Below are 14111 nucleotides of genomic sequence, written 5' to 3'. Positions count from 1 at the left end.
CGGTCCGCCGGCCGCCGGCCCCGGCCCCTGACGGTGCGTGAAGGTGCTGTGGAGGGTGGATGGGTGCCGGGTGGCCGCGACAGTCGGGGATTTACGTGATTCCCGCCGCGGAGCTAAGGTGCCTGAGATGTTCGACGCCGCCACCCTTCCCGTAAAAGAACTAAGACGCAGGATTTGGCTTTTGGGTTCCGATTTGCGGCCCGGTGCGGGCCAGCGTCCGGCTCCTCCCGTGGTCCCGTTCCGGGAGGCTTCTTGAACAACGATTTTCCGGTATACGGCCAACGGCGGGTCCCACTCCCACCGCCGCGGCAGACACCGAACGGCACGAGTGACGGTGCCGGCTCCGGCGCCCCGTATTCCTCTTCGTCCTCCTCCTCGTACTCCTCGCCGCACCCTTCTTCGTCCTCCTCCTCGTATGCGTCCTCCTACGCGTCCCCGGCAGCAGCAACGGCCGCGACGACGACCACGAACATGACGAGGACCACGAACATGACGACGGCCACGGACTCCACGACGGCCGCTGCGACGATGGCGCCGGCCGGCACGGAGACGTCCGTGTCCGAACGCGCCATGGGCGAACGCTCCATGGGTGAACGTGCCCTGAGCGAGAGGGCAATGGCCGACGGGTCCGTGGCGGAACGTGCTGCGGCACCGGCGGGCGGACGGGCCTCCGGCTCGGCCTCGCACGCCCGGCCCCGGGGCCGCGCCAGGGGCCGGGGCCGGGGACGGGGCAGCCTCGCGAACGACGGTGCCGTCGACACCAAGGCCGGCACCAGTGCCAACACCGCAGGCGGCGCCAAGGCGAAGCCGCGCGACGCGTTCTTCGACAACGCGAAGTACCTGGCCATCGTGCTGGTCGCGATGGGGCACTCGTGGGAGCCGCTCCGCGACGGCAGCCGGTCGGCGGCGGCGCTGTATATCACCGTCTACGCGTTCCATATGCCGGCCTTCATCATCATCTCCGGCTATTTCTCGCGCAGTTTCGATATGCGCAAGGACCGTTTGCAGCGGCTGATTACCGGCGTCGCGGTGCCGTACATCCTCTTCGAAGTCGCCTATACCTTCTTCAAGAGGTGGGCGGATGACGACCCGCATTACCCGATAAGCCTTACGGATCCCTGGTATCTGACCTGGTTCCTGCTGGCCCTGTTCATCTGGCGGCTGACCACTCCGCTGTGGAAGATCGTGCGCTGGCCCGTACCGCTGGCGCTCACCATCGCCGTCCTCGCGTCCATCTCCCCGGACATCGGCGATGACCTGGACCTCCAGCGGGTGCTGCAGTTCCTTCCGTTCTTCGTGATCGGGCTGTCGCTGAAGCCCGAACACTTCAAGCTGGTCCGCCGCAAGAAGGCCCGGATCGTCTCCGTCCCCGTCTTCGCGGGCGCCCTGGTCTTCGCCTACTGGGCGGCACCCCGTATGAACGCCGCCTGGTTCTACCACCGGGACGCGGCACAGGAATTGGCCGCTCCGTGGTGGAGCGGTGCGGTGATGACGCTGGCGATGTTCGGATGCTCGCTGGTACTGGTGGCGTGCTTCTTCGCCTGGATACCGGGCCGCACGATGTGGTGCACGGCGCTGGGCGCGGGTACCCTGTACGGCTATCTGCTCCACGGTTTCCTGGCAAAGGGATCGCGCTTCTGGAACTGGTACGACGTGCACTGGATCCACACCCCGTGGGGCGCGGTGCTGCTCACCCTCGCCGCCGGCACCATCGTCACGCTGCTCTGCACACCACCGGTCCAGCGGATGTTCCGCTGGGCCATGGAGCCCAAGATGACCTGGGCCTTCAAGAAGGACCCGGTGGGAATGGCCCGCGAACGCACCTGACCGCCAGGGTCAAGTAGGACCGCCCCCGGCCAAGACGGTCAGCGGGGCGGCCCCTACGGCCACCAAGGAGAGCAGGGCGGCCCCCTTCGGCCACCACGGTCGGCGGGCTCCTGGTGGCCGGGAGGGCCACCGGCGTTCCGTAGGGAGCGACACAGTCAGCGGCCAGAACAGCACCAGCAGTACCAGCAGCACGAGCAGCAGGGGCGCCTACGCGGCCGGAAACCGGCGCGCGGGCGCCCCTGGCGCGTACGGGGCATCGGTGCGTACGGAGCAACGGAGCGTCGGTGCGTCGGTGCGTCGGTGCGTACGGAGCAACGGAGCAACGGAGCAACGGAGCGTCGGTGCGTACGGAGCCCTTGCGCGTCCGGGCCCTTTGGCGCGTTCCGGGCCCCTTGCGCGTATGGGCCCTGGCGCCCGGCTTTGGCGTGGCCCGTGGCCCTGGCCCTCTCCCCACACCCTGCCCTGAGGCTGGTCAGCGGCCCTGAGGCTGATCAGAAACCCTGAGACGGGTCAGGGGCCCTGTGGCTGGTCGGGAACCTCAAGTCTGATCAGGAACCTTAAGACTGATCAGGGACAGACCTAGGTCGCCTCGGGGACAAGCCTTAGGACGAATAGCCGATCCCCTTACGGTGGCAGATCTCCTACGCTCAGGACGGGAAAGACCCAGGTCAACGGGGAGGGTGCAGCGTGACTACCAATGCCGCTTGGGGCGGGGACCAGCTGGATCTGGAGGCGTATCTCGCCCGGATCGGCTACGAGGGCGACCGTCGGCCCACCTTGGAAACCCTGCGCGCACTGCACGCTGCCCACCTGTCCTCGATCGGCTTCGAAAACCTTGAGATCGTGGTGGGCCGGCCCGTCCTGCTCGACCTGGAGTCGTTGCAGGCCAAGATGGTTGAGCAGGGCCGCGGCGGCTACTGCTACGAACAGAACCTGCTCTACGCCGCCGCTCTGGACCGCCTCGGTTTCCGGATCTCCGGCCTCTGCGCCCGGACCCGTATGGGCGAGCGACGCATCCGCCCGGCCACGCACGCGCTGCTCAAGGTCGAGCTGGACGGTGAGGACTGGATCACCGACGTGGGCTTCGGCGCCGAGGGACTCCTCGAACCCCTTCCGCTACGGGACGGCGTCGAGTCCCACCAGGGGGAGTGGACGTTCGGCCTGGTCCACGAGAAGGAGACGGAGACGGGCCCCGAGGCCTGGGTACTCCGAACGCGCCACGCAGACGACTGGTTCGACCTCTACGCCTTCGGGACCGAACGGCGCTTCCCCGTCGACTACGCGGTCTTCAACCACTACATATCCACCCATCCCCGCTCGCCGTTCACCGGCCAGATGGTGGTGCAGCGCCCGAGCCGCGACCTGCGCAGGACGCTGATCGGCCGGGAGTACGCCGTCACCCGCCCGGACGGCACCCGCGAAGCACGCGAGGTGAGCCCCCAGGAACTCCCGGACCTCCTGGCCACCGAATTCGGCATCACCTTGTCGGCAGCGGACGCACAAGCACTGGTGACATTCCACGAACGCTAGGGGGAGACACCCTCTGGATGGTTGGCCGGTTGGCCGGTTGGCCGGTTGGCCGGTTGGCCGGTTGGCCGGTTGGCCGGTTGGCCGGTTGGCCGGTTGGCTGAACGGCTAGACGGCTAGACGGCCAGACGGGCAGAGGAGCAGACGGCCAGCCGACCCACGCGGCAGACGAGCCGACGGCCAGGTGGACAGCCCACGTTGACCCTTCGCCTCCCTTGTCCCTCCCTCCTTTTGCCTTCCATCCCCTCCCGGCCATCAACTACTCAGTGCGGCCAACCCGTTGCCAGCTACCGGATCACGGCGATCCCCTCGATTTCGACGAGGGCCGTCTCGTCCCAGAGGCGGGTGGCGCCGATCACTGCCATCGCCGGGTAGTCACTGCCGACCAGACGCTTCCACACCCGGCCGATCTCCCGAGCGTGCCGGCGGTAGTCCGCGATATCGACGGCGAAGACGGTGAGTTTGGCGAGGTCCGACGGGGCGGCTCCGGATGCGGCCGCGACGTCCAGGAGGTTCGTCAGCGCACGCTCGAACTGCTCGACGATCCCGTTCCCCACGATCCGACCCGCACCATCCAGCGCGGTCTGACCGGCGAGGAAGACCAGCGTTCCCGGCGCTGCCCGTACGGCGTGACTGAATCCGGTAGGCGGGGCAAGGTGCGGCGGATTGATCCGCTCCATCTCCCCGCCACCCGTGGCTCTCCGCGGCGCGTCACCGGCGCCGCTCGCCGTCTGCTCGGGCTCACCGCTCATATCAGTCTCCGCACTCATCCGCACGAACTCCCTTCCACCGCCCACTCGTACCGCATCCGCCGCGCACGGCCCCCTGCGCACGCGCACCTGCCGCGCACGGCCCCCCTGCCTACGCGCCCCTGCCGCGCACGCGCCCTCGCACTCAACCGTGTCCTCGTCCTGGACCACGTACTCGTACTCGCACACGCACTCCAGGGATTGAAGCCCGTCCTGTTCCTCAGGGGAAGCCGCCCATCGGGGAAGACAAATGGCAGTCAGTCGGCCATCGGGACAGGGGCGCGGCGGTCCACCATCACACCGCTGCCCCGAGCCGCGGCCATCAGCACGCGCTTGATCAGCGCGTTTCCCTGTGGCTGGTAGCAGCAGTCGCCGCTCCCGAACCAGCAGTCGCCAGCGGGTCCCGGCCGTCCAAAGTGCCTTGGGCGGCATAAGGGAGGCAGCGCACGAATCCGGCCTCGTGGTGGAACGGTGCTGTCTGATGCGCCTGGATCGCTGCCTTGTGATCGGGCTGGGCGGAGCCGTAGGCGTAGCGGCGCATGGCGTCCACGCTCCGCCATATGGAGAACGTGCTGACGAAGCGGGGCGGTCTGGCCAGGGCGAGGGAGGCGAGCAGCGCGGGATCGGCTGCCGCTCGCCCGGCGGCCCGGGAGTTGGCGCGGAGGAACGGCAGGGCGCGACGCAGGCGGAGCTGTCCGAGGGTGAGGACGGCGACCGGGGTGGCGGTAGCGCCGGCCGCCCCTTCGACGTGCCGCTCGCCGCTCTCCAGCCCATGGCTGTCCTGCCCACGGCTGTCCTGCCCACGGCCGTCCAGCCCACGGCTGTCCTGCTCCCGATACTCCTCCTCGCCGTATCGCTGCTCGCCGTATCCCTGGTCCTCATCCGTCGCTGTGCCGGGTGCGACCTCCACCGGCATCGCGCTCCACGATCCGGACATCCGGATGGGCCGGAGTCGTACGTGCCAGCCGCCTGCCAGCCGTTCCGCCAGCGGGTTCTGCTCAGCGCGGAGGAAGCCGTCGAGTGCGGCGTCGTCCTCCCAGGAAGCGAGCAGTGCGACCCGGCCTGGATGCAGCTTGGGCAGGAGGCCGGCCTCGATGGCCCCGGTCAGCGTCGTCCGGGCGGAGCGCAGCCCCGGAACCTCGCCCGGATGCAGACGCTCGCGGAGGAGGGCGGGCACGGCACGCGCCCCTACGTCGGCGACATGCAAGGAAATGATCACAGCGACCCCCGTGTCCGGTCGCCTCACGGTGAGTCGACCCGTAAGTGTTGTTACTGAGTAAGTTACTCATGCGTATACCAATTGGTACACGATCTAGTATCCTTCATCGCAGCGATGATTGCCAGAGGAATCGAGCAGTCCGAATCGGCCAAACGGAGGGGTGGCGAGGGTCGTATGAGGGAGATCGATCGAGGGCGCGCGGCGCGCGCCGAGGCCAGGACGCGCATTGAGGACACCGCCGCCCGGCTGTTCGCCGAGCGCGGCTACGCGGGTACGACGATCGGGGAGATCGCCGCCGAGGCCGGCCTGAGCAAACCCATGCTCTATCGCCACTTCGACTCCAAGCAGGAACTGCACCTGGCGCTGCTGGAGCGGCACCGTGATGAGCTGGCGGCCGCCCCGATCCAACAACTCCTGCACGGCGAGGGGGATCTGGACAGCCGTATGAGGGCGATGTACGACGCCTGGTTCGGATATGTGCAGAGCCACCCGTACACCTGGCGGATGATGTTCCGGGACACCACCGGGGACGCGGAGGTGCAGGACTTCCACCGTGAACTGCAGCGCAGACAGCGCGAGACGGACATGGCGCTGTTGCGGGAGTTCGCCCCTGGGCTGCCCGAGGGCGAACTTGAGCCGCTGGCCGAGGCGATCCGCAGTTCGCTCTACGGACTCGCCCTGTGGTGGCTGGACCAGCCCGAGCAGCCACGGGAACTCCTGGTGTCGGCGATGACCCGAATCACCCGTGGCCTGATGTCAACCGTGGGTTAGTCGGGGACGGGCGGGAGGCATCTCCTCCCGGGCCGGGGGAGCAACTGCACAGGGAGCAGACGCGCAGGGAACAGCTCAGACAGCCCAGACCACACGGCGCAGGTCGCACAACCGAGGCCGCACAGCCAGACCGCACAACCCGGCCACACGTCCCAGGCCGCTCGACGCAGTCCACCCCGCAGCCCACACCCGGCCCCCGCCCGCAGCCCCCACCCCCCACCCCGCTCAGGCCACCCCCATCCCTTCCGCCCGCTCCGGATACAGCGCCGACCGCAACTGTCCCTTCCAGTGCGCCTTCGTCTCCCTCGCGAGGCGGGTGTCCGGGGCGTGCAGTTCGAAGCCGTGCCAGGCGCCGGGGACGTTGTGGACCGTCACCGGCACGCCCGCGTCCATCAAGCGCCGGGCGTACGCCAGGCCGGTGTCGCGCAGCGGGTCGAGGTCACAGACCATGACGTACGCGGGCGGCAGGCCGGAGAGATCGGTGGCGCGGGCCGGCGAGGCGTAGGCGTCCGGCACCGTCGTCCCCTCGGGGAGGTAGTGCTGCCAGGCCAGGCGCACGGTCCGAAGGCTGTTCAGCCAGGGATTCGGCAGCGCCCCGGCCCCGGCCCCTTCACCGGCCCCGGCCACCTCACCGGCCCCGGCCACCTCACCGGCCCCGGTCCCGGCCTTGGCCCCTGCCCCGGTCCCGGCCCCGGAGTCGGCGCCCTCGTCCTCCGGCATGGCCGGGATGGGCTGCTCGGCGGCGCGGTCGTCCACGTCCGGTACGCACATCGACTGGTAGACCAGAGCCGGGCCGCCGCGGTCGCGGGCCATCAAGGCGACGGCCGCGCTCAGCCCACCGCCCGCCGAATTGCCGGTAACCGCGATCCGGTCCGCGTCGATCCCCAGATCATTCGCCTGCTTGGCCGTCCACTCCAGGGCCAGATAGCAGTCCTCCACACCTGCCGGGTACCGGTGCTCCGGAGCGAGACGGTATTCCACGGTGACGACAATGGCGGGCAACTCGCGGCAGAGCGCGATCGCCGACCGGTCCTGACCGGGCAGCGAGCGGCCGATGGCATATCCGCCACCGTGGAAGTGCAACACGGCGGGCAGGAGATCCTCACCAGTCTCCCCAGCCGCGCCAGCCTCCTCAGCCTCACCAGCCGCGCCAGCCTCCTCAGCCTCACCAGCCTCCTCAGCCTTCGCACGCTCCGGTCGGTAGACCTCGACCGTGAGGGCGCTGCCGTCCGGCCGCGTGATGTCGTACCGCTTGCTGCTCACCCCGGTCCGATCGGCCGGGCGCAGCGCCAGCAGCCCGCGGAACCTCTCGCGGGTGGCCTTGATGTCCTCGTACGGATCCGAGAACGGCGGCAACTTCGCCAGATAGGGGACCAGTTCGGGATGCACGGTCAATCCGGGCGGGACAGTCACAGGAAGTTCTGCAGGAAGCTTCTTCTCAGCCATATACGTCTCCTACCAGCGTTGGCGTGCGGATGTGGCGATATGGCGAAGCCGGAGTCGCCGCACCGAGGGAAGCGAAGAAGCCGAAGAAACCGAAGAAACCGAAGAGACCAAAGAGACCAAAGAAACCAAGAGCCTTGAGAGGCGCACGTCGCGCGAGGAGGGCAGCACGCGCCCACCTCACTCCTCACTTCGCGTCCGCGTAGCACTCCACCACCGCCGTGGTGAAGGGAAAGCGGACGGGTGTCTCACCGAACGCCGTCCGGCCTGCCGTCGCGGCCGCTGCCGTGATGGCCTCGGACACCGCGGCCGCCTCCTCCGCGGGGCAGTGCACGATCACCTCGTCGTGCTGGAAGAACACCAGCTCGGCGCGGAGACCGCCCGCCCACAGTGCCCGGCGCAACGCGGCCAGCAGCAGCAACGCCCAGTCGGCGGCGCTGCCCTGCACGACGAAGTTACGGGTGAACCGGCCGCGGGCGCGGGCGGCCGCCGAACTGCCGCCATACCCGGTGGACGGCTCCTCCTCCTGGGGCAGACCCGCCTCGTCGGGCGGTGCCATGGAGACGGGCGGGCAGGTGCGGCCCAGCCACGTACGCACCAGGCGGCCCTCCTCGCCCGCGCGCGCCGCCTCGTCCACATACGCCACGGCCGCCGGATAGCGGCGGCGCAGATCGGCCATGTGCTTGAGGGCGTCGCCCGATGTCTGGCCGTAAATCGCCCCCAGCAGCCCGAGTTTGGCCCGGTCCCGGTCGCCGCCGAACGCACGGGCGGCAAGGTCCGCGTAGAGATCCTCGCCGCTGCCGGCCACCTCCATCAGACCCCGGTCGCGGGAGACCGCGGCCAGCACCCGCGGCTCCATCTGGTCCGCGTCGGCGACCACCAGGCGCCACCCCGGATCGGCGAGCACCGCCCGGCGGATCACCTTCGGGATCTGCAACGCACCCCCGCCGTTCGTCGTCCAGCGGCCGGAGACCGTGCCACCGGGCAGGTACTCGGGACGGAACCGGCCGTCGTGCACCCACTGCTGCAACCACGCCCACCCATGTGCGGTGTGCAGACGGTAGAGCGTCTTGTACGCCAGCAGCGGCGCCACCGCGGGATGATCGACCTGCTGCAGCTCCCACTTACGGGTCGAGGTCAGCGGAATCCCGGCCCGGCCGAACGCCTTGACGATGTCGTTCGGCAGATCGGGACGCACCCGGGCACCGGGCCCGAACGCCCGGGACACCTCGTCCGCCAGCTCCGCCATCCGCCGCGGCTCCAGCCCACCCGGGAAACGCTCGCCCAGCAGCTCGTCGAGCAGCGCACGATGCACATCCGCACGCCACGGCACCCCCGTACGCCCCATCTCCGAGGCCACCAGCATGCCCGCGGACTCGGCGGCGAGCAGCAGCCGCATCCGCTCCGGGTGCTCGGCCCGGGCCGTACGCGCCACCTGCGCGGCGTAGACCTCCGTCAGCGCCGACAACTCGTCCGTGCCGGGCGGCAACGGCACCGGACCCGGTTCGAAGAGGGACGGCTGGGTCTCCGCCGTACGCGGGGGAGCGTCCGGGGGCACGGGCAGGGAGTGCAGCCGTGCCCAGGCGGCGGCCAACGAACGCGGCTGCCCCGACTGGCCCTCCTCATGGCCGAACAGCAGCGCCTCCGCGGCCTCCACGTCGTAGCACCGCTCGACGCGCACCCCGGCAGCCAGCAGCCGCCGGTAGATCTCCGCGGTGGACCGCCACACCCACCGCTCGACCTCGGGCCGCGACCGCACCGCCTCGGCGAGCGACGGCTCGCTCACCACCGGCCCCGCCACCCGGCCATCCGGAGTGAGCGGGCAGAGACGAGCACCCCCGTCGCCCGTCTCCACCACCGCCCATCTCATGTCCTTCAGTCTTGCACCAGGGTCTGACAATCGCCCTGACCTGCAGGTTCGCCACAAAACAGCAGCCACAACCTCCCGTGGCGGCCACGGCCGCGACCACGGTCACAGGCGCCGTCGCAGCTACAGGCACAGACTCAGCCACAGGCACAGTTACGACCCCGACCCCGACCCCGACCCCGACCCGACTCCGACCCCGACCCGCCCCGACCTACCGCACCCGCACCACCAGCCGCCGTTCGCGGCCCGTGCAGCGGGCGAGATGGGCGGCCTCCGCCTCCAGGCCGGCGGCCGGTACCGCACCGTGCTCCGCGAACAACGTCACGCCCACCGTCTCCTCGGTGAACTCCCATACGCCCGCCACCCGCCCCTCATGCGCCACCACCGGCGAGATCCAGCCGCCGCTGCGGCTGACCGCCGTACGCCGAGCAGCCGCGATCAGTCGCGTATCGGCCGTGCCGGGCCCGAGGACGTACTGATCGAAACCGGCCAGCAGCCGCACCTCCTGCGAGGGCTTGATGCGCGCCAGCGCCGTCAGGTCCTCACTCCGCACATACGCCGTGCCCCCACCCCCGCCCCGGCCCGTGCTGCCGCCCCCGCCCCCGCCCCCGGTCACGATCTCGACCGGTGTCAGCCGGTCGCCGAGCGACGCGAACCACCCGCGGAGCACGGCCTTACGGGTCGCGCCGCGCAGCAGCCAGGCGTCGAACGTGGCCGGTGTGGCCGGACCGTGGGCCGCCAGGTACGCCGAGATCACCGCCGGCGCGGCCGTGTCCGGGTCCGGTACCCCTCGCCAACCGGGCACCCAGGAGCGCGGCGAGGTGAACGTGACGTTCTGCCCCTGTGGCGGGCCCTGACACAACCGGCCCGTCCAGGCCAGCGGTTTGAGCACGGTGCCCCAGCCGGACGCCAACTGCTCTCCCAGGCCTTCGAGGCCGGGCCGCGCCGGCACCGCGTCGATCAACTCCTGGCGGGTCAGTACCCGCGCGTCGAGGATCTCGTCGACGGCCTCGCCCAGCGCCGACACCTGCTGCGGACTCACCCCGAACGCCCGCTGCCAGGACGGCCTTTTCCCACGTACGCGCCGCCCCCAGCAGCGCGAGATACGCCGCCGCACCGTCGGCCGGCAGCAGATGCAGCGTGCCCCGCATCGCCCAGGTCCTGACCAGCGAACGGGCCGCGAGCGCCTCCTGGACAGCGCCGCGGCGATGCTCCTTCTGCCGTATTGCCAGGGCGAGTTCGGCCGCCGAGGCGACCTGCGCCTGCACACCGGCCAATTGCCCGACGAGCTGCTCCACCGAAGCGGTCGTCCGCGGTGCCAGACTCTGCTGCCGCAGCCGCCACGCCAGCACCTGCGCACATGTCACCTTCATATCGCCATTGGACCGGACGCCACTGACAACCGGCCTTTTCCGGGCCTGGTTTGGCGGACCCCCTGGCCGCACCGCGTGCGACGATGACGACGGGACGCCCGGCAGGCCGATCCGCCGAACGGCCAACTACCACCAAATGTGCGAGACATCCCTTTCACCCGTTTGAGCCCGCTACTTTTGCCCCAGTTGATGCGTTGAGCTGCTTGTCGCCCCACGCGGCGCGCACATACCTGAATGCTGCTCAGTGAAGAGGTTCACCGTGAAGTTTGTCTCGAAGGCCGTCGTCGTGTCCGCCGCCGCGGGCGTCGCTGTGGTGGGGGCGGCCGGTATGGCCAGTGCCACCGGCGGGGCATCCGCCGCGGGCGGCGCAGTCAACTCCCCCGGTGTCCTCTCCGGCAATCTCATCCAGGTGCCGATCTCCATTCCGATCAACCTGTGCGGAAACACCGTCAATATCGGCGCACTGCTGAACCCGGCGTTCGGCAATGTCTGCATCAACCGCTGAGCGCTGTACAGAGGTTGATGGCTCGGGCCGCTGACGCGGGCGGTCCACCACAAAGGCCGGTACGCATTCCCGTACCGGCCTTTGTGCCGCCCACTACGCATCCGCGGCCGAAAGGGCCGCCCAGATGCAGTGATATGTGTCTATCGTTCCGCGGCATTCGGGTGAATGGGCGAAACCGCACCCAAAGAAGCGAGTTGACCAGGGCGCTCCGGATACGGGCACTCCGCTTCGAGAAGGGTAAATCGTGATCAAGAAGGTCCTGGCCACGACGGCTGTCGCCGCGTCCGTCGTCGGAATTTCGGCGGCGATCGCGCCCCAGGCGATGGCGATCGGCAACCACCACGGCACGTCGACGGTCAACGGCAACGGAGCCAAGAGCGCGTTCGGCAACTCCACCACGCACGGCAGCATGAGCCCGCAGCTGGAGCTCATCCAGGGCACGCTGAACAAGCCCTGCCTCGCCGTGGGCAAGGTGCCCGTCCAGGTCCTGGGCGCGATCCAGGTCCAGGACATCAACGTGCTGTCCAACCCGCAGAACCAGCAGTGCGTGGACAACTCGACCCAGGCGAAGGGCGACGAGACGCTGTCGCACATCATCGACGACATCCCGATCCTGTCCGGCAACGGCGTCGGCAACCACTGAGCCGGCCAACGGCCGCAGGTCCGGACCGCCGGCTCTCACTTCCAGGGTGGTCCGGTCCTGCGGTGTCCCTTACGGAACGTAGGGACAGATATTCTCGATCCCCCTTTCGGTAGAAATTCGTATTCGGCGGATACCGCGCCTGTTCGAAGTCCGGTGTTTTTTCCGCGTCGTATGCGCGGCGGCAATCTCTCGAAACGGTCGTGCACCCTTCGAGCGATTCCTCGGAAAACCACCGGGCAAGGGTTTCATCCACGACGGGCAATCGTTACCAATATCGGCAGCGGCGTTACGGGCGAGCAGATCAGCGCCCGAGCGACACGACGGTCGTGTGCGCTACGGACCCGCTGACAGGAAGGGCAGAAAGTGAAGTACGCAAAGGTCGCAGCGGTCACGGCCGGCACGCTGATGGTAATGGCCTCGGCGGCGCCGGCGTTCGCCGACGCGGAGGCCGCGGGCGGCACCAAGGGCTCCCCCGGTGTGATCTCGGGCAATTCCATCCAGGTTCCGATCCACATTCCGATCAACCTGTGCGGAAACACCGTCAACATCATCGCACTGCTGAACCCGGCGTTCGGCAACAACTGCCTGAACCACTGACTCGAAGGAATTCGAGCTGTGTCCTTGTGACCCGGCCCCGATGCGCGGTTCCCTGTGCATCGGGCCGGTCGACATTCGCTTGCATGGGTAATGGTGCAGCTGTCCGCACCTTTCGGGTGGCCTGGCCGAAAAGGGCGAAATTCAGGGTTTCTTCGGACCGCGGCCCTCGTTAATCACGTTGAAAGCGGTGATCCGAGCAGCGAAGTGATCGCTTATGCGGCGCTGATCTCCCGGGACCGTCAAGCACCGCCCGAGAAGGGACAGTTGAAGTGAAGTACGCAAAGTCTGCTGCGGTTGTTGCCGGTTCCGTCCTGGCGCTGGGGGCCGCCGCGCCCGCTTTCGCCGCGCAGCCCGGAGCTCCCACCATGAGCCTCAACGGCGCGGTGAACGACACGCTGAGCAGCGATCAGCTGGACGGCCACCAGCTCGGGCCGCTTTTCAACACGGTCAGGACCGCGCGGGACAAGGTCAAGTCGGCCAGCGCGAAGAAGCTGCTCGGCGGCCTTAACGGCGCGGCCAAGAAGGGCCGGCTGCTCGGTGGTCTTCCGCTCAAGTAATTCCTGACGCGTGACGCCGGCCGGCGACCACCGGAACCGCTCGGCAAGGAGCCGCGACGCAGTCCGGACCAAACGGCGCCTCGGCCGCCCTCCGGTGGAATGCGACGGGGAGCAGAATTCCCCATTATCGGATCGCGGAGTTCGATTTCACGAAGCTGCACCGCACCCCGGACGTTTTTCGTGCCGGGTTCCGGTTACCGGGTGCCGGTCGCGATGGCGATGGGCAAAGCGCATCAGGCCACCCGCTGTTTGAGTGAATGAGAACAACCAAAAACGTCCCTGTCAGTTGGGCAGATTGCCCGGCCCAAGGGTATCCCGAAACACGAAGGACCAAAATGATCAAGAAGGCTCTGGCGACCGCAGCAGCGGCTGCGTCCATTGTCGGCGTAGCCAGCGCCGCTGCCCCTGCGGCGATGGCGATCGGTAATCAGCACGGGACGTCTTCCGTCAACGGCAACGGCGCGACGCAGTACTACGGGAATTCGACCACGTACGGCTACATGAGCCCGCAGATCGGCCTGATCCAGGGCTCGCTGAACAAGCCCTGCGTCGCCCTGGGCAAGGTGCCCGTCCAGGTCCTGGGCATCCTGCTCCAGATCCAGGACATCAACGTGCTGTCCAACCCGCAGAACCAGCAGTGCGTCGAGAACTCGACCCAGGCGAAGGGCGACGAGCCGCTGTCGCACATCCTGGACAACATCCCGATCCTTTCGGGCAACGGCGCCGGGAACCACTGACCGGCTGAGCAAAACCCGGGCCGCCCGGCCCTCCTTCTTCCGGGCGGCCCGGGTTTTTGCTGCCCACCCCGGGGCCGGGAATTGTTATTCGCTCGTGACTGAACTCCGGCGCATCCGGTCGTTAGGAAGGGTGTGTGGAGGGAAGCATGCCAATGCCCTTGCGAAATTGATGGGGTTGCCAGGGCATTGGCATGCCGGCCGGAAACGAGGACAGGGTCTGCGCAGCCGTTCGGACGGTGGTGCGGGCCCTGTGTCGTGCACCGGGCCCCGATGAGCCGGTGAAGAGGGACGGGAGC

At 68.8% G+C, this 14111-nt stretch carries 15 protein-coding genes and 1 pseudogene; 8 read left to right on the top strand and 8 right to left on the bottom strand.

What is annotated here, in order from left to right; all coding sequences use genetic code 11:
* Positions 1-425 precede the first annotated feature (425 nt).
* Positions 426-572, bottom strand: a complete 147-nt coding sequence (locus AB0E02_RS08335) for a hypothetical protein (RefSeq protein ID WP_362137208.1) — start codon at positions 570-572, stop codon at positions 426-428.
* Positions 573-615: 43 nt separating this feature from the next.
* Here AB0E02_RS08335 and AB0E02_RS08330 point away from each other — a divergent pair, with 43 nt between their 5' ends.
* Together AB0E02_RS08330 and AB0E02_RS08325 are read left to right on the top strand one after the other, a co-directional pair.
* Positions 616-1827, top strand: a complete 1212-nt coding sequence (locus AB0E02_RS08330; protein ID WP_362137386.1) for an acyltransferase family protein — start codon at positions 616-618, stop codon at positions 1825-1827.
* 687 nt (positions 1828-2514) lie between these two features.
* On the top strand, positions 2515-3357 hold the full coding sequence (locus AB0E02_RS08325; protein WP_362137207.1) for an arylamine N-acetyltransferase: 843 nt from the start codon (positions 2515-2517) through the stop codon (positions 3355-3357).
* Here the strand turns inward: AB0E02_RS08325 and AB0E02_RS08320 are convergent.
* From AB0E02_RS08320 to AB0E02_RS08310, 3 genes are all read right to left on the bottom strand, one after another.
* Entirely contained in the window at positions 3305-3610 is a 306-nt protein-coding gene (locus AB0E02_RS08320) for a PT domain-containing protein (protein ID WP_362137205.1), read from the bottom strand. The genes AB0E02_RS08325 and AB0E02_RS08320 overlap by 53 nt on opposite strands.
* A gap of 31 nt (positions 3611-3641) precedes the next feature.
* Positions 3642-4034 (bottom strand): RidA family protein, encoded by a 393-nt coding sequence (locus AB0E02_RS08315; RefSeq protein WP_362137385.1) that lies wholly within the window; start codon positions 4032-4034, stop codon positions 3642-3644.
* 406 nt (positions 4035-4440) lie between these two features.
* Entirely contained in the window at positions 4441-5322 is an 882-nt protein-coding gene (locus tag AB0E02_RS08310) for a spheroidene monooxygenase (protein ID WP_362137204.1), read from the bottom strand.
* Between the two features lie 174 nt (positions 5323-5496).
* On the opposite strand from AB0E02_RS08310, the gene AB0E02_RS08305 reads away from it, so the two are divergent.
* A complete protein-coding gene (locus AB0E02_RS08305) occupies positions 5497-6093 on the top strand; it encodes a TetR/AcrR family transcriptional regulator (RefSeq protein WP_362137203.1) in 597 nt (198 codons plus the stop codon).
* 225 nt (positions 6094-6318) lie between these two features.
* On the opposite strand, the gene AB0E02_RS08300 is transcribed toward AB0E02_RS08305, so the two are convergent.
* The 4 genes and pseudogenes from AB0E02_RS08300 to AB0E02_RS08285 form a co-directional block, all read right to left on the bottom strand.
* Positions 6319-7539: an alpha/beta hydrolase gene (locus tag AB0E02_RS08300; RefSeq protein ID WP_362137202.1), complete on the bottom strand. Its 1221-nt coding sequence runs from the start codon at positions 7537-7539 to the stop codon at positions 6319-6321.
* A gap of 184 nt (positions 7540-7723) precedes the next feature.
* Complete coding sequence (locus tag AB0E02_RS08295) at positions 7724-9406, bottom strand: bifunctional 3'-5' exonuclease/DNA polymerase (RefSeq protein ID WP_362137201.1); 1683 nt, start codon at positions 9404-9406, stop codon at positions 7724-7726.
* Between the two features lie 208 nt (positions 9407-9614).
* Entirely contained in the window at positions 9615-10445 is an 831-nt protein-coding gene (locus AB0E02_RS08290; RefSeq protein WP_362137200.1) for a crosslink repair DNA glycosylase YcaQ family protein, read from the bottom strand.
* A 106-nt stretch (positions 10446-10551) separates the two neighbouring features.
* Positions 10552-10776 (bottom strand): annotated as a pseudogene (locus tag AB0E02_RS08285) (crosslink repair DNA glycosylase YcaQ family protein); the annotation flags it as partial.
* Positions 10777-11035: 259 nt separating this feature from the next.
* On the opposite strand from AB0E02_RS08285, the gene AB0E02_RS08280 reads away from it, so the two are divergent.
* The 5 genes from AB0E02_RS08280 (at position 11036) to AB0E02_RS08260 (ending at position 13815) form a co-directional block, all read left to right on the top strand.
* Entirely contained in the window at positions 11036-11281 is a 246-nt protein-coding gene (locus tag AB0E02_RS08280; protein ID WP_362137384.1) for a chaplin, read from the top strand.
* A gap of 244 nt (positions 11282-11525) precedes the next feature.
* A complete protein-coding gene (locus tag AB0E02_RS08275; protein WP_362137199.1) occupies positions 11526-11924 on the top strand; it encodes a rodlin in 399 nt (132 codons plus the stop codon).
* A 363-nt stretch (positions 11925-12287) separates the two neighbouring features.
* Entirely contained in the window at positions 12288-12521 is a 234-nt protein-coding gene (locus AB0E02_RS08270; protein ID WP_362137198.1) for a chaplin, read from the top strand.
* A gap of 269 nt (positions 12522-12790) precedes the next feature.
* Positions 12791-13078: a hypothetical protein gene (locus AB0E02_RS08265; protein WP_362137197.1), complete on the top strand. Its 288-nt coding sequence runs from the start codon at positions 12791-12793 to the stop codon at positions 13076-13078.
* Positions 13079-13413: 335 nt separating this feature from the next.
* Positions 13414-13815 (top strand): rodlin, encoded by a 402-nt coding sequence (locus AB0E02_RS08260; protein ID WP_362137196.1) that lies wholly within the window; start codon positions 13414-13416, stop codon positions 13813-13815.
* Positions 13816-14111: the final 296 nt, after the last annotated feature.

The organism is Streptomyces sp. NPDC048196 (genome assembly GCF_040652715.1).
Classification (GTDB): domain Bacteria; phylum Actinomycetota; class Actinomycetes; order Streptomycetales; family Streptomycetaceae; genus Streptomyces; species Streptomyces siderophoricus.
Note: the sequence above shows the minus strand (reverse complement) of the source record. Positions and strands in the feature narration are given on the sequence as shown.